Raw genomic sequence first — 21,650 nt, forward strand, 5'->3', positions numbered from 1 at the left:
AGTATTTTATGTCAGAAAACAACTATATTTCGATCAAAGGCGCACGCGTCAACAACCTAAAAAACATCGATGTAGATATTCCCCGCAACAAGCTTGTTGTCATCACCGGATTATCGGGTTCGGGAAAATCATCTCTCGCTTTTGATACTCTCTATGCAGAAGGACAACGCCGCTACGTGGAGAGTCTAAGCAGTTATGCGCGTCAGTTCCTGGGGCGAATGAGCAAGCCGGAATGTGACTTTATCAAAGGAATTCCTCCCGCCATTGCTATCGAACAGAAAGTGAACAGCCGTAATCCCCGTTCTACCGTGGGCACCTCGACTGAAATTTACGAATATCTACGCCTGTTATATTCACGGGTAGGGAAAACATATAGTCCCATCAGCGGACAAGAAGTGAAGAAACACTCTACAGAAGACATTGTCAACTGCATGCTCTCATACCCGGAAGGTACAAGATATACGGTACTGACACCTATCCGCCTGCGTGAAGACCGCACCTTGCAACAGCAACTGGAGATAGACCTGAAACAAGGGTTCAACCGTATCGAAGTGAACGGGGAGATGAAGCGTATCGATGAATATACGCCTGTGGCAGGTGATGAAGTATATCTACTGGTAGACCGTATGGCTGTTGCCAACAGCAAGGACGCCATCAGTCGACTGACCGATTCTGCCGAAACAGCCATGTATGAAGGTGACGGAACCTGTATGCTGCGTTTTTATCTATCAGACGGAACTACGAAGTTACATACTTTCAGCACTAAATTCGAAGCAGACGGTATCACCTTTGAAGAGCCTAATGACCAGATGTTTTCTTTCAACTCTCCTATCGGTGCTTGTCCCGTATGTGAAGGATTCGGTAAAGTGATCGGTATTGATGAGCATTTAGTTGTTCCGGATCGTTCCTTATCCGTATATGAAGGTGCTATCGTGTGCTGGCGAGGTGAAAAGATGGGTGAATGGAAAGAAGAACTGATTCACAATGCGGATAAATTCGACTTCCCTATTTTCACTCCTTATTATGAGTTGACAGATGCGCAACGCCGTTTACTTTGGGAAGGAAATCAATATTTCCATGGCATCAATGATTTCTTCAAGATGCTGGAAGAGAATCAATATAAGATACAATATCGGGTAATGCTGGCACGTTACCGCGGAAAGACACTTTGCCCGAAATGCCACGGCACTCGCCTGAAACCGGAAGCCGGATATGTCCGGGTGGGTGGAAAAAACATTTCCGAACTGGTAGATTTGCCTATCACAGAGCTGAAGCAATTTTTCGATCATTTGGAACTGGACGAGCACGACAGCAACGTATCCCGACGTATCCTGGTTGAAATAAATAGCCGGATTCGTTTTCTAATTGATGTAGGTTTGGGCTATCTGACTTTGAACCGGCTTAGTAATTCTTTATCGGGTGGAGAAAGTCAGCGTATCAATCTGGCAACTTCACTGGGAAGTAGCCTTGTTGGTAGCCTTTATATTCTCGACGAGCCAAGTATCGGACTGCATAGCCGTGATACGGACCGTCTGCTCCATGTGTTGCGTCAACTACAACAATTAGGCAATACAGTAGTGGTGGTAGAGCACGATGAAGAGATTATCCGTGCCGCAGATTACATTATTGATATAGGTCCTAATGCAGGACGTCTGGGTGGAGAGGTTGTTTACCAAGGCGATATGAAGGATTTGAAGAAGGGAAGCAACAGCTATACGGTACGTTATCTTTTGGGAGAAGATGAAATTCCCGTTCCGGAGCATCGCCGACCGTGGAATAATTATATAGAATTGAAAGGTGCACGTGAGAATAACCTGAAAGGAGTAAACGTACGCATCCCACTTAATGTAATGACAGTCGTTACCGGTGTTTCCGGTTCCGGAAAGAGTACATTGGTGAGAGACATTTTCTTCCGGGCATTGAAACGCGAATTGGATGAATGCAGTGACCGACCGGGAGAATTCTCTTCAATCGGAGGAAGTTTGCGCGACCTGCGAAATGTAGAATTTGTAGACCAGAATCCTATTGGTAAATCATCACGTTCTAATCCGGTGACCTACATCAAGGCTTACGACGAAATCCGTAAACTATGGTCTGAACAACCACTAGCTAAACAAATGGGGTATACTCCCGGATTCTTCAGCTTCAACAGTGAAGGCGGGCGTTGCGAAGAGTGTAAAGGGGAAGGAACCATTACTGTAGAGATGCAATTTATGGCAGACTTGGTACTGGAGTGTGAATCTTGTCATGGAAAACGGTTCAAGTCTGATACGCTGGAAGTGAAATTCCACGATAAAAGCATCTATGATGTATTGGAAATGACCGTGAATCAAGCCATTGAATTCTTCAATGAACATGGACAAAAGAAAATCGTAAAGAAGCTGCTTCCTTTGCAGGATGTAGGATTGGGATATATTAAATTAGGGCAGTCATCTTCGACTCTTTCCGGTGGTGAGAACCAACGTGTCAAACTGGCATTCTATTTGAGCCAGGAGAAAGCCGACCCCACGATGTTTATCTTTGACGAGCCGACTACAGGACTACACTTCCATGATATTCGCAAACTTCTGGATGCTTTCGACGCACTGATTCGCCGGGGACACAGCATCGTTATCATCGAACATAATATGGATGTCATCAAATGTGCCGATTATGTAATCGATCTCGGACCGGAAGGTGGAGATAAGGGCGGAAACATTGTAGCAGTGGGCACTCCGGAAGAAGTTGCCGCTTGCGGAGCAAGCTATACAGGACAGTTCCTGAAAGAAAAACTGGGATAAGCATTATTATTTCGTTGTATTTCTCCCTACATATACAAGATCTTTGTACTATCTACTTTTGGTAGATATGTACAAAATCTTGCTCTCATTTTTTACCCCAATTGCATCTTTACTTCTTAACACAAACAAGTCGATCAACACTCAGGTAAGCAAAGGCTATAAACAATTCTCAGACCGTCCATATCCTGACGTACTGCATCTTCCCCTCACCACTAAAAGCAAAGAATATAAATGTTAAAATAGCAAAAGACATGCAGTCTTTTTAATTTTTGTGTATCATATTTATTATAGAGTGTTGTACAGATAATAAAACATATGAACAAAAAGGAACTTGTAGAATTGTGTAAAAAAGGAGATGAGCGAACTTTAAGCTGGCTTTACCAAACCTATGCCGATAAGATGATAAAAATTTGCTTTCATTATGTCTCTGACAAACAAATAGCACAAGACCTCTTACATGACGGTTTTATTATCATCTACACATCTATAGATTCCTTACATTCTCCTGAAAAATTAGAGCATTGGATGGGGACGATAATGAAAAATATATCTTTAAGATATTTAAAACAGCGCAATTCGATGACTACAATCTCTTTAGAAGAAATAAGTGAGGAAGAAGACCCTGTGGATACATTCCCATCCAATGATTTTCCACCTTACAAAACGATGCTCAGAATGATAGAATCACTCCCGGAGGGATATAGCACAGTTTTCAAATTAGCCATATTAGAAGGATTGTCTCACAAAGAGATTAGTTTATTATTAAACATAGCCCCTCATTCTTCCTCATCGCAATTGTCAAGAGCAAAGGATATGCTACGCAAGCTCATCTCCCAATACCGCATTGTCATAGGATTATTTATATTATCATCTATTATTTCTATACAAATATGGCTATATATATCTAAGAATACTATCATTACAAAACAAAATATAGCAATTACACAGAAAGAGAAAGAACACGAAATTGCAAATATATTATTAAAAGATTCCATAAAAACTGTTTTGAGCCAAGATTATGTGTCTGCTCCTCCCAAGTATGTACATTCCGAACCTATAAGAAATTTATCCACACAAAAGGTTATTTTGCAAGACAGTGCTACAGAAGAGAAAGACAGCATAAACTCTTTTTATCATCAAATAACAGAAAAGCAAGATACCCCAAAGCAGCAAGAACATTATTCCGCTTATACAATCAAACAACTTTCCAACGATAAAAAGAATTGGTCATTAGCTTTATCTTATTCAGGAGGAGAAAAACAAACCAACACTCAACGCTCAAGAATCCCCGGTGATATTTCATCCGGAGATTCCAAAGAGGTAGTAGAAAAATCATATCATCATATTCCCATTACGCTATCACTTTCGGTGCGTAAGAATATAAATGAACATTGGGGCATAGAAACCGGAGTACGGTATACATACTTACGTTCTGATTTCACTATCATCAACGATTCCTATTTAGAAAAAGTACAGAAAATCAGTTATATAGGAATCCCATTCAAAGGTTCTTTCAATATATGGAAACAAAAAAGATTCTCCATATATACTTCCGCAGGAATAACTTTGGATATACCTGTAAGAGCAACATTAGAAGAACTCACATCAGATAATGGGCAAATTATATATCAAAAGATGAGTAATCTATATCCACGTTTACAGTGGTCGGCAGATTTTGGTATAGGAATCCAGTATCATATAACATCCTCTATCGGAATCTATGCAGAACCTAATTTACGCTACTACTTTAATAATGGAAGTACACTAAATACAATTAGGACTACAAAGCCATTCGATGTGACATTACCTATAGGTATTCGCCTATCCTGGTAAAAAAAGAACGATCATCATGCAGTCTTTCAAGGAATAATTTATCATGATTATAGAAAGTTATTCTAATTGTATCAATCATTACACATGAACTATTATTATGCAAGAGCGTCATCAAAACAGAAATATCTATTTCAAAGAACTGTCTATAACAAGTAGGAACTATTTTATCCCATATATCCAGTATTGGCATACAATAGAAGCAAAAATGAATGTATTAGAAATTGGTTGTGGTGATGGAGGTAACTTACTTCCTTTTTCGGAAATTGGATGTAATACCGTTGGAGTTGACATAGCCCAAAGTCGTATTAAAGATGCAAAAACTTTTTTTAATGAATCTCATGCAGAAGGTGAATTTATAGCAGCAGATATATTTAAGCTAAAGGAATTGGAGCAGAATTTTGATATTATTATCTGCCATGATGTATTTGAACACATCACAGAAAAAGAACTATTCTTATCTAATTTGAGCAAATACCTGAAACCACAAGGTATTGTCTTTATGACATTTCCTGCATGGCAAATGCCGTTCGGAGGTCATCAACAAATATGTAGAAACCAAATTTTGTCCTGTTTGCCTTTTATTCATTTATTCCCCACTTCCATATACCGATTACTTCTGAAAGCTTTTAGAGCGGATGCTGACTGTATAAATGAATTACTTTCCATTAAAAAGACAGGTGTAACGGTAGAATTATTCGAAAGATTAATTAAAAAGAAAAATCTAAAAATACTAAACAGGCAACTATGGTTCATCAACCCGCATTATAAAATAAAATTCGGGCTATCCCCACATAAATTGAATAAAATGATTTCCGAAATACCTTACCTGAGGAATTTCGCTAGCACAAGTTGCTTCTACATCTTAAAACAAAAAGAATAAACTTATAAGATTAAGATACATCAATCCCTCTTGGCAAATTTTCGCTTACCAAGAGGGATAATATATTAAATCCAACTATTATAAGTAGAAACCGAATCCTATCTTGACACCGAAACGTGACATATCGCCATCATTGAAACGCCATTTATAATAAACAGCAGGCTCAATCGTTACCGTGCGCGAAAGGAAGAAAGCATATCCGCCTTCGATACCCAGTCCCCAGTCAGTCTGATGCTTGCCACCACTCCAGCGGAAACGATTCCAGTCGAGTCCTCCACCTAAATAGATACCGGTTTTATTGAAATAGAAACGTACTCCCGTACCTAATGTATACTCGTCTATCGGTTTCGACCAATCGGCTCCGGCATTTACCATCAAGGCAATACCCTCGGCAAAGAATGTACCGACTTGTGCACCAACACCAAACTTTGCTTTATCATTTTTACTATACGAAAAGTCCAATCCCGATAATGAAGGATTAATAATCGTAGTTCCTTTCTCAAATTGCGCCTGTGCAGTGAAAGAGACTGCCAATAAGCAAAGTGCCAAAGCTAATTTTTTCATAAACTTACTTTTTTAAGTGAATAGATTGTTCGTCTTTTTTGCGGCGTTCACGCATTTGCTCCTTTTTCCGAAGCACTAGCCAAAGAAGAAAGACGATGACATAAGAAACTGCCACCGTAATTATTTTCTCCGTTAAGCTGACTTCCGTATTACGAGGCAACAAATAAGCCGCTGTTACGGATACATAAATAAGGAATGCAATTGCCACTCCTGTTGATTTTTTTATTTTCTTCATTCTGATAATTTTCTTGTTTTCTGCTTGCCCAGCCAAACGTAGAACCAGACAGCAGCGATCACTACACACGCTATACCAACGCTGTAAGAAATCACGTGCGAAAGTCCCAATCCTTCGGGGGCAATACATATATAAGTAGAGCACACACTCGTCATGAACAGTGCCGGTATCAAAGTAATGATATAAGGTTTCTTGGATACTGCCAGAAATACTGTTATGGCCCATAAGGTAAACACCGCCAATGTCTGATTAGCCCAAGCAAAATAACGCCATATCATATTAAATCCATTTGCATCGCGCAGACTGTACAAAAGCAGACCGATAGCTACCACAAACATCGGAATACAAATGTATAAACGGCGACGCATACTTCTTTGTTCCAGTCCCAGAAAGTCCGCTACAATCAGACGGGCGGAACGGAAAGCCGTATCTCCCGAAGTTATCGGGGCTGCAATCACTCCCAAAATAGCGAGCACTCCGCCGATTGCCCCCAGCCATTCTTTTGTAATGGCATCTACTATAACGGAAGCATTACTCTCTCCCATTCCGTTCTCATGGAAGAAGTAAGTAGCGGCGGCAGCCCAAATAAGGGCAACAATACCTTCGGTAATCATCGCACCGTAGAACACCGGACGTCCGTGACGCTCTGAAGTCATACAACGTGCCATCAAAGGGCTTTGCGTAGCATGGAAACCGGAAATTGCCCCGCAAGCAATACTCACAAACATAATCGGGAAAATAGGAAGCTCGCTCGCTTCGGGATTCGTATTCTGCAAACCATCCCATAGTTCCGGCAAGGCAGGATGATTGACGTAAAGCATCACCAGGATACCTACTGCCATAAACAGCAGCGCCACCGCAAACAGCGGATAGATTTTACCAATAATTTTATCTACAGGCAATAAAGTTGCCAAAATATAATAAGCAAACACAACGACAATCCAAAACGTAGCATCCAAGTTTTCCGGTGTGAGCTTCGCCAGCAGTCCGGCAGGACCGGCAACAAATACAGAACCTACCAGAATCATCAAGATAACGGTAAATCCTCTCATTATCTGCTTCGTCGTAAGTCCCAAATAGCGACCGATAATTTCGGGCAAACTTTCACCACCATTACGTAAAGAAAGCATCCCGGCAAAATAATCGTGCACCGCACCTGCAAAAATACTTCCCAGTACAATCCATAAATAAGAAGAAGTACCGAACTTCGCTCCCATAATCGCCCCGAAAATCGGACCTAATCCCGCAATATTAAGGAACTGAATCATGAAAATCTTCCAGGTTGGCAAAGGGATATAGTCCACTCCATCAGCCTTGGTCAGTGCCGGCGTTTTACGATCATCAGGACCAAAGACGCGCTCCATCAGGCGTCCATACGTAAAATAGCCTACTATCAACGCAAGCAGGCATAGAGTAAATGTAATCATAGTGTGTCGTTTTTTAGCTTGGCAAATGTAACATAATCTCACGAAACAGCCCAACAATACCGACACTTTTACTAACTTTGCAGGGATTTAAAACAAAAAATAAAGAATATGCGCCTGACTATTTTCATTCTTTCACTTTTGTTTCCTTTACTCCCGATGGCTGCGCAGCCCAAGTATGAAGTCCGTGCGGCCTGGCTTACTGCTTTGTATGGTCTCGACTGGCCTCGTACACGTGCTGTAAGTCCGCAAAGTATCCGTAAGCAGAAGGAAGAACTGGTAGATATTCTCGATAAACTGAAAGCTGCCAACTTCAACACTGTCCTGTTTCAGACGCGTACACGCGGGGATGTATTATATCCTTCGTCCATCGAACCTTTCAATTCTATCCTGACAGGGAAATCCGATGGGAATCCCGGTTATGACCCGCTCGCTTTTGCCATTGAAGAGTGTCATAAGCGAGGCATGGAGTGTCATGCCTGGATGGTGACTATCCCGTTGGGAAACAGAAAGCATGTTGCTTCTCTCGGTAGCCGGTCTGTTACCAAACGAATGAAAGATATTTGCGTACCGTATAAAAATGAATATTTCCTGAATCCGGGACACCCGGGGACTAAAGAATATCTGATGAAGCTGGTGCGGGAAGTCGTCAGTCGCTATGACATCGACGGAGTGCATTTCGATTATCTGCGCTATCCGGAGAATGCTCCTTTCTTCCCCGACAAGTACGACTTCCGCCGATATGGCAAAGGCCGCACAGTGGAACAGTGGCGGCGGGATAATATTTCGGAAATCGTACGCTATATACATAAAGGTGTAAAGGCCATGAAGCCATGGGTGAAACTAAGTGCCAGTCCGGTAGGAAAATACAAGGACACTTCGCGTTACCCTTCCCGTGGTTGGAACGCCTTCTTTACCGTTTATCAAGACCCGCAAGGATGGCTTGGCGAAGGTATCATGGATCAAATATATCCAATGATGTATTTTCAAGGAAACAGTTTCTATCCTTTTGCCCTCGACTGGCAGGAACAGAGTAACGGACGGCAGGTCATTCCGGGACTCGGCATCTACTTCCTTCATCCCGACGAAGGAAAATGGACGCGTGACGAGATTGACCGTCAGATGAATTTCATTCGCACTCATAAACTGGCGGGTGAAGCACACTACCGAGTGAAATATCTAATGGAAAACACACAAGGTATTTATGACGAATTGGCCGAGAACTTCTATGCATATCCAGCTTTACAGCCACCTATGCCGTGGCTGGACAATGTTCCGCCTACGGCTCCATCCGAACTGAAAACAACGAATATCGACAATGGATATACGGAATTAAAGTGGCAGGCTGCTACTGACAATGATTCGCGTAATCAGCCGATGTATGTTATTTACGCATCAAATGAATATCCGGTAGACATCAGCCGACCGGAAAATATTGTTGCACAGGGTATTCGGGATACAAGTTATATCTATGCTCCCATCCTCCCTTGGAATAGTAAGAAACATTTTGCCGTTACAGCCGTAGACCGTTACGGAAATGAAAGTGCAGCGACGCAGATATGATATACAAAGACCGATTCTTTATCAGGGCGAACGCTCAATAATATTGACGCCCTTATAAGCCTCTCAAGGCCATACAGTAGAGACATATACCATGCATTTTCGCAATATCATGATACAATTGTTATAGAAATGCGCTGTATTCCTCCTATAGAAGGGTGTCTAAATTATTGAGCGTTTGCCCTGCCCTGTTATCGACTTTCACTTCTCCTGCAAAAGATTTTTCATTTTCATTTCTCATGTTCTCATAAAATCAAGCTAATCTACTGTAAATCATCTACATGACACTATGAGAAATAAAACATAAAATAGCATTTCTCATAGTATTTTCACTATTTTTAGCTAAAAACGGTGCATTTCTCATAGGTTCCGAGTCATTTCTCATCTTATTCTCATACTCCTTTCCTTCTTCAGTTTCCTTAGCAACTCTCTATTGTTTATTGCTTTTCTGTGTATCATTCACCGTATACTTATCTGTTTTTCCTTCACCATTACCGTTTTGTCTTACCGCTATCCGGTTCGTTGCACTCCAGTGAACAGATCTTTGCACTAGAGTGAACGATTCTTTCCACTGGAGTGCAACGATCTGTTCACTAAAGTGGAACGAATGAGATCCCCCTTATAAAAAACAGTATAACTTAATGATTCACAAATGATTAATTAGTGCATTTCATACAGATAAACAATGAACTGTTTGCAAGATGCTATTGCGTAGGAACAAGAGAACAGTACACAGAGAAAGCCATCCCTTCTGTGAATGAGAAATGTGACAGAATACGATGAGAAATACCTAAAACGAGTATGAGAAATGACCTGAATCCTGCGATATTTTGCCATAGCAGTATGAGAAATGCCTATTTAGAAATCATTTCTCATAGACTATCTATCTGATAATCTCTGCTTTATGAGAACATTATGAGAATATGAGAAATGAAAATGAAAAATCTTTTTCAGGAGAAGCTGAAGTTGACAGAAAGAATGGGGTGTTTAATTCCTAGACCGATCTCTGTCCCAAGTTATTTTTTAAACGTTACATGGTTATTTGGATTTGCGTGAAAACTGCTAAATAACCATAAAGAGCTGACTCCTGCAAATGGAATCAGCCCTAATTTTTAAGCCTAGCGAATATTTATCGGACAGCAATAATATAAAATCAAAGAGGAATAATAACTTTATGTTCCTTCTGATTTCTAAAAATAACGAACTCTACATTTTTGCGTGTGTTCACGTTTTTCAACGCCTCTTTCATGTCATCCAGATAATTGACCGGCTTTCCATTTACACTAAGAACAGCATCATTCGGAGCAATAAAATCTCTGACCGGACTTCCCAGAGCATCTACAGAAACGACATAAACTCCCCGTTCCATATCCATACCTGTAGCGGAACGTTCTTCCAATGTATCCAAACTCTTAAACGTTACTCCTTTCCAAAGCATTATTTTAGCAGCATTCAAAGCATTATCTGTCACAAGCGGAACAGGCATTACAGGACTTTCAGCCAACTGTTTCAGATGGGAAGACAACACTCCGAAATTATTCATCGAAAAATTACGGAAACCTCCTTTGGTTATGACGTCGGAATCGTCCACTACATTAAAATTACCTTTCGCAGCATCCATAAACCTGATTGTAGTTACTATGGAATGAGCATCCCCACCAAGTTGACGGGCTGCAAGATACGCCAAACTGTCCGTAAAGATATTATAGTCTACCTCTCTGCCCCAGCCATACACTCTTATAGGTTTATATTTGGTCATTACAATATTACGTGAAAAGACATCTCCGCTATTTTTAAACCACAAATGCGGGTGTAGAGTATTATTGACGATAATATTATTTTCAACAGTCCGATAAAAACCTTCACGCAATTTAATACCACCATTTAAACAAAGATTATTGTAGATTCGGTAATTACTGGAGCCATCGTCCAAATCAATATCCCATCCTCTATCACAACGCAATCGATTATGACGGATAATAATAGGTTCAACTACATCTGCCAAAATCAACGCAGGGTTTTCATCCGTAATTTGCGTCATTACATTATAATCCGGATGCCAAAAACGATCACGTCCCCAAGAGTTGATAGTTCCATGATCACCCGTTTCTTTCACTGTATTAAAAATATCGTTGTATTCGATTATATGTCCTCCCCATGTACCTTCACTGATATTAATTCCGGCACGGGGAGTATTGTAAATACTGTTATGACTTACCGTTATGTTACGGCACATGGAGAGTTCCACTCCGGTAATCTGCTTTTCAAACAAACCGATAGTACATATTAAATTATCATAAACCTCACAATAAGCAGGATGATTGTCATTCTGAGGACCTTTAGCATCATCCATTTTATCCAAAGGAACAAATTCCCCGTACTTAAAACTCGGCGAACGTACTCCCGCCACATCTCCGACAAAACAGATTGCACTGGCTCCAATAGAAGTCAGGTAAGAGCCGGTCACTGCCGAATAGCGATTATATTTATCAAAAAAGACACCATTTCCTCCTACGTTATGGATATAACAATCACGCAGAGCACATTTCTCCGTTCCTCTGAAAATAACGGTTCCTCCACGGTATATTGTCCAGTCCGAACGGAGCAGGGGCTCGTAATGTTCCATAAATGTCCGTATCGTTTGCGTCAGTTCAATTCCTTCGATGGTTATGTTCTTCACTGGCGCGGATAAGGTTCCTGCAAATTCAATCAAGTTTTTAAGTTGCGGAGTTTCAAACGTCAGTTCATTTATTTTTTCGTCAGGTAAAGGATAATAATACAACCGGCCTTCTTCTTTATTATAATACCATTCTCCCGGAACATCCAGTTCTTCAAAGATATTCTCTACCATCCTGTTTTCATTATGGATCCCCATTGGACGGTTATTCTGCCAACCACCTTCCAATTGCAACTCTCCCTTTTCATTTTTACCAGTAATACGATAATGAAAATCACCCCAATCATGACTGTGCATAGCATGAAGGTAACCTCCTTCCGGATGCTTCCATTTCTTCACTCGTTCCGGAGCTGTTGCCAAAGCAGATGTACCATTAAAACGGACTGCGTTTTTGTCATAATCAGGATAACGTGCCATAGACTTCAAATCTCCATTCACAATCAGCATATCCATAACCGGATTCCCTTTCACAGTAGCCCGCATCATACCATTTCTGTATTTTTCCCATTTCAAGTCCAAAATAATTCCACTCGATATGATGGCTTTCTCTCCGGGATAATTCTTTATCACTAATTCTTTCAAATCATTACCATCATCAGAGGTCAGCACCAAAGGTTTATCTAAAATATATTTCCCTTCCCTCAAATAGATGGTAGTACAATTCTTATCCTTTCGAGCTTTTTCGACAGCTTCATGAATTAAATGAAAAGGTGCTGCCAGACTGCCGTCCCCACCCGATAATGCGTGAGGAGAAACATAGTATATGGATTGAGCATAAATACTCATAAATGGTATTGTTGACAGAAAAAGAAGGATTGTTTTTATTCTTTGCGTTTTCATACGATATGATTGTTTTGGCTATATGCACGAGCAAAGATAGCTTAAATAAAATACTTAATTAACAGTAAATGAAATTTTAATAACTTTACGTACCATAAAAGAAATGGTATGGGTATTACATCAAAAATAATCAATCCCATACCATTCCAGTTACCTGAAAAAGAGTCAATTCATAAATTTACCTCTATATCAATTTTCTCACCTATAATACAACTATCAAAATAAAGAAATCTACTTTAATTTATAAGATAAATCGTACTTTTTACCACCTACAGAGACTTCTACAGAAGCACCGTCTGCATGGAATGTGCCGGCAGTTTCATTTGTATTATCCGTGAATTTGGCACTAATATTCAAGTTTGCACGTTCAGCCTCATTTGTAAACGGATGAATTACCGTTATAAAACGTGCCGCACCTCCCATCGGTTTAGTTATACTCACCCGATACCATTTGCGTTGAAGTGTTTTCTCATTCTGTTTACTAGATGAGTAATTAGTATTCCATTTATATTGATAACCAGCAGTTGTTTCAACAAATGTCTTAAACTGCATATTATTATTATCTCCAAAATTTGTATAAGCACCATATTGAAAGCCCGCGTGAGCATCATCAATAAGCACATAACGAGCCTCCCCTAAATTGAAAGTCACATCGACCGTAGGAGTAGTTTTGCCAACATCATAGCCCTCATCCACCAAAACAAAAAATGTCTTGTTCACAAAGAATACCGCACGACGGTGTGTCAAGTCACCATAAGACTTATTTTCCGTCACAACCACATCAATATTATCTTTGCTTTCTTGCATCAAGAATTTTCCGTTCATATAACCATCTGCTATAGTAGCCGAGTTTTTTGTCATCGTATTATGCATGGTTGTTGCCCGATATGCTTTACGCAAAGCATCACTTTCAGTATCTCCTCCATAAGTAAAGAAGCCTGCGTCCGGTAAGAAATTACGTCCGTCACGATATAGGCTGAAAGTCCCGTTATCCGGCTGACAGTGCACATAATTCTTGGGATTATTGTTATTTTTCAAAACCATCATTGTTGCATTTGGTGCCCAATCACTGCGTATCATATAATAACCGCCATCCTTATAAAGCTGGATTAGTTCTTTGGGTTTATTTCCCTGTCTCCCTTCGGTTGCCATCCATTCAATTTCTTTATCATCAGGGAACATAGCCATATATCTACGGAAATTACCCAACAATACGCTTTTAGTCCATGAACTGGCTCCAGTATCATTAAAATTATCAAAGGAATAATCAGGATACGTAATATCCATTACGAAACGGGCGGCTTTCTTCAATAAGCTGACATAATTGGCCGGGAAATACCCGACTTTATTATTAACTTGTGCCATATTATAAAGCTTATTGCAAGCATAAACAGCTTCTATATGATAACCTGGAGTCAATTCTACATGTACTCCATCATCCAGGAATTGTGATTCCACCTGTTCAGTGATTTTCGCTGTACCTTCATTCAACCATTCGCCCGCTTTCTTAAATTCCGGCATTAATATTCCGGCAGAAACCACACTTTCCACTTGGGTAATAAGAATATTAGTTTCTTTATAATAATTCTTACGGATACATTCCACTCCATCCGACAGTGCAACCAAAAATGTAGAAAGCCATTCAGGAGTAAAATTCTCCGATTGAAGAAAATAGGACATCATGTCAAGCTGCGCTTGTATTCTATGAGCAGGTTGAAGCCCATACCACTCCGAATTTTTGCTATTATCCACTTTCCCTTCAGGACAAGAAAATGTTTTCAGCCAGTCACCATATACTTCTATCCATGATTTGACATATTTTTCATCATGAGTAACCACATACGCATTAGCCTGATGTATCATCCATTGATGACGATGCAACTGATAAACAAATTCAGCATCTCCCTTATACTTTTCAGGAATATATTTCCAGTCTATCTTATCATCTTGTTTAAACAGAACATACGTCTCTTTTCCTGATGCATCTTTAGACTCATATTTATCTTTTATATAAAAACGATATTCTAAGGCTTGGTCAGCAATATTTTTATTGAAATCGCCAATAGAGGTCTGATTCATATTTATATTAGGATTGACAACAGTCTCTCTGTTTCGGTAGTATTCCAACAATTCAGAAGTGGCCGAGTTGTAATCTTTCTTGTCATAATATGCTTTCACTTTTTCCAAACCGGGATAATCAAGATTGATTACTTCAAAAAGTCTCGGAACTGATGTTTCACTTCCACCATTATCCTCTTCCTTGACATGATTCTCAAAGAAAATAATCTTATCATCATTGCAGGCAGTCATGAACAGACCCAGCAAAAAAAACAAACTAAATATTTTTGAATTCATATTGTTTCAAATTTAATTAATTACCAGTACTCCATCCCGGGTTTTGCCCCAAGTCCGGATTCATATAAATTTCATTCTGAGGATAAGGAAATAAATACATCTTATCATTCCAATACATTTGCTGTAATAACACCTTTTCATAAGACAGGGAAGTGCCGCTCTTTGTTATCTTTACTCCATAAAGATTTCTGACTTCATCCAACCCCGCTATCTTCCAACGGCGAATGTCGTAAAAACGATGTCCTTCAAAAGCTAACTCAATGCGACGTTCATTGCGAACCTTTGCTGTAAAATCAGTTCCGTTTTCAGTCACATGTTTCATATCAGCGCAATCACGAACTTGATTCAGGGCTTCACGTGCCGACAATGGACATCCTTCTGCCGTAGCATCCGGGCCTTTCCACTCATTCATAGCTTCTGCATAATTCAATAATATTTCGGCATAACGGAACAAAACATAGTGATGATACAGTTTATTCGGTTTGTCCGGGTCGAGTGATACGGACGGATTCATATATTTACGCAGATAATATCCTGTTTTCGTTGAACCATCCAAGATCTTATTTTTACCACCTTCAAAAGTCTCCACCTTTTGTTTCTGCCATGTAGAACCGTTGGTCAGTACGTTTTTGTATAAACGCGGATCGCGTGTTTCCTTATTGGAAGCATCATAATACATATTTGCCACATGAGTCGAATTATTCCAGTCAAACGGAGTTCCGTCCTTCATTTCATAAGCATCGACCAAATTCTGTGTAGGAGTATTTCCTCCTTCCGCACCTTCATATCCCATCGGTTCATTACGTGATTCAAAATCACTGGTAGTTGCAATGGCACGACGCTCAAAAATCAACTGTTTGGACTTCAAGACCTCATTACCCCCCAAATCCGAATACAACGGGTCAGTAGAAACTTTAGGCAATTGATATTTATTCATTTTTATAACCTCATAAGCCGCTTTAGCTGCCGCTTCCCACTTTGTCAAGTCATGACCGGGATTATGTAATTCACTCGCCGCATATAGTAAAGCTCTTGATTTTAAGGCCAGTGCCGCACCTTTGGTCACCCTGCCTGTCTCGCCTCTGACACCATCTTCCGGCAGTCCCCCTTCCCGGGTTATCTCCGTACATTCCTTTGCTATGAAATCTATCACATCCGCAAATGAAGTCTTTCGTACAGAATTAATCTCCTCCTGCGTATAAGTACGTGTTATCAAAGGAATATCCCCATAACGCTTAGCCAGTTCGAATAAATAAAACGCACGCAAGAAACGGACTTCCAAAGAAAATTTAGAAGCCTTGTCTATCATTTCATCATAATCTTCATTATACTGAAAACGTTCAAGCACTTTCGGATCAAAATCTTCAAGGAATAAATTGGCGCTACGAACTCCGTTCCAGAAACTCCAGCCATCGTCGACACGCTTTAGAGGGCTCCAAATACCATTGGTTATATAATAGATACTATTATTCTCCCAAGTATAGACAGAATTATCGGTAGCAGATTCCATCATCGCATCACTCACCCTCCCAAAATCAGTCGGCAAGAAACTATATACATAAGCTACTGATGAGTTCATATTATTAAAATAGCTGTAGGCTTCTTCCTTGGTTTTTCCGCTAGTTTCATCGTAATCAAGAAAATCACATCCGTCCAATAAAAACAGAGCGAAAGCCGCTACTACATAGTTCTTTATATTTCGCATAACTATCTTTATTTAAAAGTTTATATTCAGACCCAGACATACAGAGAATAAATCCGGATACCCCAATGTCAGATCTTCACAATTGAAATAATCAATCTTATCTATAGAAAATACATTCTGTGCCTTAGCATAAATCTGAAGTTTATCTAGTTTTATCTTTTTAACCCATTTCTGCGGCAGATTATAATAGACATTCAGATTACGTAATTTCAAGAATGAACCATCTTCAATCCATTGTGTACTAGTCTGATAATTATTTTCATTCGACAATGTAGAAAGACGGGGCACATTGGCGACATCTTTCATAGCTTCTGTCCAACGAATCTTATCTTTCAAATACCAAGTCGCGATATTGGTATTGCCATTACGCAATGGCTGATGCACATTTGCTACATTTAATTGTTTGGTCAGTCCACTTACTCCATTGAAGACCATATCTATTCCAAACCCTTTATATTCAAAACCAAGATTCAATCCGAACACCATTTCGGGCACAGTTGTAGACTTGCCGATTGCTATCTTATCCTCACTATCTATCCTTCCATCGCCATTCTGGTCTTTGTATTTCACATCTCCCGGACGAACCACTGAAAATGTCTGTTCCGGGCTCTTGGCAATATCCTCCTCATCACGGAAATAACCGATGGCTTCCAATCCAAACAGTTGCCCGACTTTATGTCCGCGTGTATATAAATAGTCGTAAGGCTGATAGGCCTGTCCGCTTTCAACAATTTCACTATCATTCAATGCCCAATTCGCATTTATAAAATAATTGAAGTCTTTATGCTGTCCACTCCATCCCAAGCTTAATTCTACACCACGACTCTTTACCTCACCAATGCAAGCTTTCGACGGTTCGATACCTAAAATTCCAGACACATTGTTATTAGCGACCAAAATATTTGTACGATGATCATAATACACCTCCGCCGTTGCAGTGAAGTTCTTCCATAAACGTACGTCTACTCCCACATTATATTTATCAGCAGTCTCCAGATTCAAGCTGTATACAGGTAATCTTTGTTCTTTCAGACCATTAACTATTGTCATACCATCTCCAAAAGGATATCCCGTACCCCCTGTCCAGAAATAATTCCCCAATCCATAATCAAGTTCATCTACCGCAGAACGTCCCCAAGAAGCTCGAAGCTTCAACAAGTCCAGGTTAGAAGCCCCTTTCAAGAAATCTTCGTTAGCCAGATTCCAACCGGCAGAAACAGCCGGATAGAAACGGAACTTATCGCCTTTCAACAGAACACTTGTACCATAATAATTGCCGACAACATCTACCATATAGCGGTTATCGTAATTATAACCGACAAATCCCATCACATTCTGCCGATAGTAAGACGCGTTATTTTCTAACGGTTCTTTCATATCCTGCCGATAGACAGCCGAAGCTGATAATTGATGCTTACCGGATGTATAGTCATAATTTAATTTAGCCTCAACGCTGGCACGTATCAATTGGGCAGACAATGCCGACTTACTTATTTGCACTTTGCTATCCGTACCATAAGTTTCACTTACAGGGAGTCCCTCTTCCGACAGATAACCGACTTCATACTTATAGGTCTTACTACCTATATCCTGAAAAGTGGCAGTATTATCATAAGCGACAGCCACTTCTGCACTCAACCCTTTCAGGAACATAGAGAAATCTTGAGTAATCCGCATATCAGTTTCTAACATACGACGATTTTCCTGTACATATCCCACATCTGCAATAGCTGCAATCGGATTCATCTTAAAAAGAGTATTACTACCCCAATTGTTATTCAACGTCTTCACCGGAAACGCAGCGGCAGGTACTTTATAAAAATTCTGGAAGATTGTATTAATATCCGTATTCGGTCGCTTATCTTCTCCAATAATGCCATATAAGCCAAACTTCATTTGGGTGCTGGAAGTGATATCCACATCCAAATTCATACGCAGCCCTAGTTCATAAGTCCGTATTTGAGAATTATAACGGTCTGAATAGTGAGTATAATCTTCATTCAACAAACCAAACTTATTCTTATAATCTAACAATGCCATATAGCGTACTCTTTTTCCACCACCCCGCATCATGACATTAAACTGGTTGTTTTCGCTGAAATTCCTCGTACCTTCTTCATACCAATTGACGTTCGGATGATAATTCGGATTCGTTCTATCCTTAAATCGTTCCAAATCTCCTTTCGTATATTGCAACGGCAAGCCATCATAATACAGCGCTTCGTTCTGTGCCATGGCATATGTATAAGCATCTGCCATTTCCGGCCGGTTGATCGGGAAATCAAAACCATGACGATAGTTCACATCCACATCAAACGAATTATAAATACCTCTTTTAGTATTCACCAAAATTACTCCATTAGCTCCTCTGGCGCCCATCAAAGCCGTAGCGGCACCATCTTTCAAGACTTGGACGGACTCTATTTCTTCTATTGTCATATTAGTCAGTCCCCGTTCAAATCCATCCACCAACACCAAAGGCTCTCCGCCAGCCAAACCACCACGGCCGCGTATATTCATCCCGGCATTAGCATCCCAACCAACTTTTTGAGTCAGATGAAGCCCTGATATCAATCCGAAAAGTGCATTATTCACCCGGTCGGGAGAAGTCGCGTTCTTTTCTAATAAGTCTGCATAAATAGCAGTCACAGATTGGGTTTGGGTATCTTCTGTCCGTTTTAGGAATCCCAAGTCAACAATCGCGTCTTTCTTGATATCAAACACCAAATCCAGAGCATCCCCTGTGACTTTAAACCGTTTGGTTGCTACATCCGCATAATTTAATTCAATATAATCACCTTTCTCCAACATGAGTGAAAACAAACCGTCTTCATTAGTGACATTGTTATTTCTGAATTCTCCTACCTTTGATACCTTTACACCCGAAAGAGGTTTACCGGAGACATCTTTCACAATGCCATTCATCATCTCCTGCGCCATTAGGCTTACCGAAGAGATGAATAACAAGCTTATCGTAAATAATAATTTATTCATAATCAAATCGTTTAATTAACCTTATTACCAGCCGGGATTTTGAACCAATCCATATTTCTTATTGATTTCACTCACAGGAAATGGCAATAAATACCAATATTCATTCCAATAATATTTAATATCATCACGCGTACTCACTGTATACTCGAAGCCACTTCCCACCTTCGTCGTTTCCAGCATTTCCATAGGACGTGTAGCCCATTCCGCTCCTTTTTTATGACGTATCATATCAAAGTAGCGAACATCTTCCTGTCCGAATTCACGGGCACGTTCATCCAATAAGTAGTTCAGCAATGCATCACCTTGCGGTACTTTAGCAGAAGTTACTGACGGTAACCCTGCCCGTTCACATACCAGATTCAGATAATCATAAGCGGTCTTTTCAAATTCATCGGGTACATTAGCCTTTCCCAATTGATTCATAGCTTCGGCTATACTCAAATAAATTTCAGGCATACGAATTAAGGGACAAGAGTAGGGTTTACCTTTCATCTCATTCTTCTTATCTCGAATAAACTTACGGAATCCATAGCCAAATTGAGTTTTCTTCTGTACAGAACTTCCCGAACCATATCCTTCGCGTCCACCTTTATAAACTTCTGCTGTCCGTCCCTGCCATTTATCACCGTTTACAAGCAAGTTTTCATATAAACGCACATCACGGTTCGGTTGCCCTTTTTCATCAAAAAACGGATGCGCACGATGGGTCTGATTATTCCAGTCAAACGTAGAACCATCTTTCCATTGAAACATATCCGCATAATTTCCACGCGGGATACCATAGCCGGATTCATACATACGGAACGGCTTATCTACGCCATCATAGGTTCCCCAACGGAAAGAAGCCATCACAACCTCCTGATTGCCTTTGGTAAAATAACCGTTTACATAGTCTTCTCTGGGATTCCCTGTATTTTCAATCCGATAATAATCACTATTCTTTTTGTTCAGACGCAAAAACTCCCTTCCTGCTTCCAAAGCAGCTTCCCAACGACTATCCTGCTGATTTCCATACCAACTTAAAAGTTCAGTAGCCGCTTGTCCGTCATAATAAGGTGCCTTATTGTTAAATAATGGACTGGCGACAAACAAGAGTAAACGAAATTTCAACGCTTTAGCGGCAGCAGCCGTCATGTGTCCATATTCCTCTGCAGTTGTATACCAAGGTAAATCGGCTGCTGCCTCATCCAGTAACGCCACTGTTTTGTTGACTGTTTCTTCTAACGTCAAACGAGGAAACTGAAATATCTCATCTGCCGCATACGCATGGTCTATCCAAGGCATGCCGCCATAAAAACGAATCATTTGAGTGTAGTGAAAAGCAATGACTACTTTAGCTTCCGCTTTTCGAATACGCTTTTCTTCAGCAGTCATATCGGGAACTTTATCCACATTTTCAATATAGATATAAGCCTTTCGGATACCAAAAGAAGGATTTCCCGTTACCTCAGTAATCTGTGGATGAAAAGGGAAATAAGGAAAGTTGATACAACTGGAAGAAGAATTAAAGTCTCCACGTGTCCATGAGATTACTTGTGCATATCCTATATCAGTATATCCATCCAAAATAAGTCCTTCCGGATGGCACCCTCTCAAGGTAGGCATAAAATCCCACAAACTTTTATAAAACTGGTTTAGAGCCTGGTCTGCATATTTCTTGGAAGAAAACACCGTATCAATAGATACATCGTCACTATTGGGCTTCTCCAAAAAATTATCACCGAACTTCAAGTCCTCACATCCGATGAATAAGCTAGCCAGAAGTCCGCATAGAATAATTAAACTTTTGTTTTTCATAATAAT

The 21,650-nt window shown here is 40.1% G+C and carries 12 protein-coding genes; 4 read left to right on the plus strand and 8 right to left on the minus strand.

What is annotated here, in order from left to right:
- Positions 1–8 precede the first annotated feature (8 nt).
- The 3 genes from uvrA (at position 9) to AB3G73_RS09670 (ending at position 5,493) form a co-directional block, all read left to right on the plus strand.
- Entirely contained in the window at positions 9–2,780 is a 2,772-nt protein-coding gene (gene uvrA, locus AB3G73_RS09660) for an excinuclease ABC subunit UvrA (RefSeq protein WP_148364668.1), read from the plus strand.
- Positions 2,781–3,095: 315 nt separating this feature from the next.
- Positions 3,096–4,613 (plus strand): sigma-70 family RNA polymerase sigma factor, encoded by a 1,518-nt coding sequence (locus AB3G73_RS09665; protein ID WP_148364667.1) that lies wholly within the window; start codon positions 3,096–3,098, stop codon positions 4,611–4,613.
- 97 nt (positions 4,614–4,710) lie between these two features.
- Entirely contained in the window at positions 4,711–5,493 is a 783-nt protein-coding gene (locus AB3G73_RS09670; RefSeq protein ID WP_148364666.1) for a bifunctional 2-polyprenyl-6-hydroxyphenol methylase/3-demethylubiquinol 3-O-methyltransferase UbiG, read from the plus strand.
- A gap of 78 nt (positions 5,494–5,571) precedes the next feature.
- On the opposite strand, the gene AB3G73_RS09675 is transcribed toward AB3G73_RS09670, so the two are convergent.
- From AB3G73_RS09675 to AB3G73_RS09685, 3 genes are read right to left on the minus strand one after another with little or no spacing between them, the layout of a single operon-like run.
- Positions 5,572–6,057, minus strand: a complete 486-nt coding sequence (locus tag AB3G73_RS09675; RefSeq protein WP_008999784.1) for an outer membrane beta-barrel protein — start codon at positions 6,055–6,057, stop codon at positions 5,572–5,574.
- Between the two features lie 4 nt (positions 6,058–6,061).
- Entirely contained in the window at positions 6,062–6,292 is a 231-nt protein-coding gene (locus AB3G73_RS09680; protein ID WP_148364665.1) for a hypothetical protein, read from the minus strand.
- Entirely contained in the window at positions 6,289–7,719 is a 1,431-nt protein-coding gene (locus AB3G73_RS09685; RefSeq protein WP_148364664.1) for a carbon starvation protein A, read from the minus strand. The genes AB3G73_RS09680 and AB3G73_RS09685 overlap by 4 nt, the downstream gene beginning before the upstream one ends.
- Positions 7,720–7,827: 108 nt before the next feature.
- Here AB3G73_RS09685 and AB3G73_RS09690 point away from each other — a divergent pair, with 108 nt between their 5' ends.
- Positions 7,828–9,279: a glycoside hydrolase family 10 protein gene (locus AB3G73_RS09690; protein ID WP_195650600.1), complete on the plus strand. Its 1,452-nt coding sequence runs from the start codon at positions 7,828–7,830 to the stop codon at positions 9,277–9,279.
- A gap of 1,150 nt (positions 9,280–10,429) precedes the next feature.
- On the opposite strand, the gene AB3G73_RS09695 is transcribed toward AB3G73_RS09690, so the two are convergent.
- The 5 genes from AB3G73_RS09695 to AB3G73_RS09715 form a co-directional block, all read right to left on the minus strand.
- The gene (locus tag AB3G73_RS09695) at positions 10,430–12,793 is read right to left on the minus strand and encodes a PDZ domain-containing protein (RefSeq protein ID WP_367744663.1); all 2,364 of its coding nucleotides are present in this window, start codon (positions 12,791–12,793) and stop codon (positions 10,430–10,432) included.
- 231 nt (positions 12,794–13,024) lie between these two features.
- Positions 13,025–15,148 (minus strand): heparin-sulfate lyase HepC, encoded by a 2,124-nt coding sequence (gene hepC / locus AB3G73_RS09700; protein WP_367744664.1) that lies wholly within the window; start codon positions 15,146–15,148, stop codon positions 13,025–13,027.
- Between the two features lie 16 nt (positions 15,149–15,164).
- The gene (locus AB3G73_RS09705) at positions 15,165–16,853 is read right to left on the minus strand and encodes a RagB/SusD family nutrient uptake outer membrane protein (protein WP_320980562.1); all 1,689 of its coding nucleotides are present in this window, start codon (positions 16,851–16,853) and stop codon (positions 15,165–15,167) included.
- Between the two features lie 12 nt (positions 16,854–16,865).
- A complete protein-coding gene (locus AB3G73_RS09710) occupies positions 16,866–19,847 on the minus strand; it encodes a SusC/RagA family TonB-linked outer membrane protein (protein WP_217721198.1) in 2,982 nt (993 codons plus the stop codon).
- Between the two features lie 24 nt (positions 19,848–19,871).
- Complete coding sequence (locus AB3G73_RS09715; protein WP_320980561.1) at positions 19,872–21,644, minus strand: RagB/SusD family nutrient uptake outer membrane protein; 1,773 nt, start codon at positions 21,642–21,644, stop codon at positions 19,872–19,874.
- Positions 21,645–21,650 lie beyond the last annotated feature (6 nt).

The sequence above is a fragment of the Bacteroides sp. L008 genome (genome assembly GCF_040812255.1).
Taxonomy (GTDB): Bacteria; Bacteroidota; Bacteroidia; order Bacteroidales; family Bacteroidaceae; genus Bacteroides; species Bacteroides vicugnae.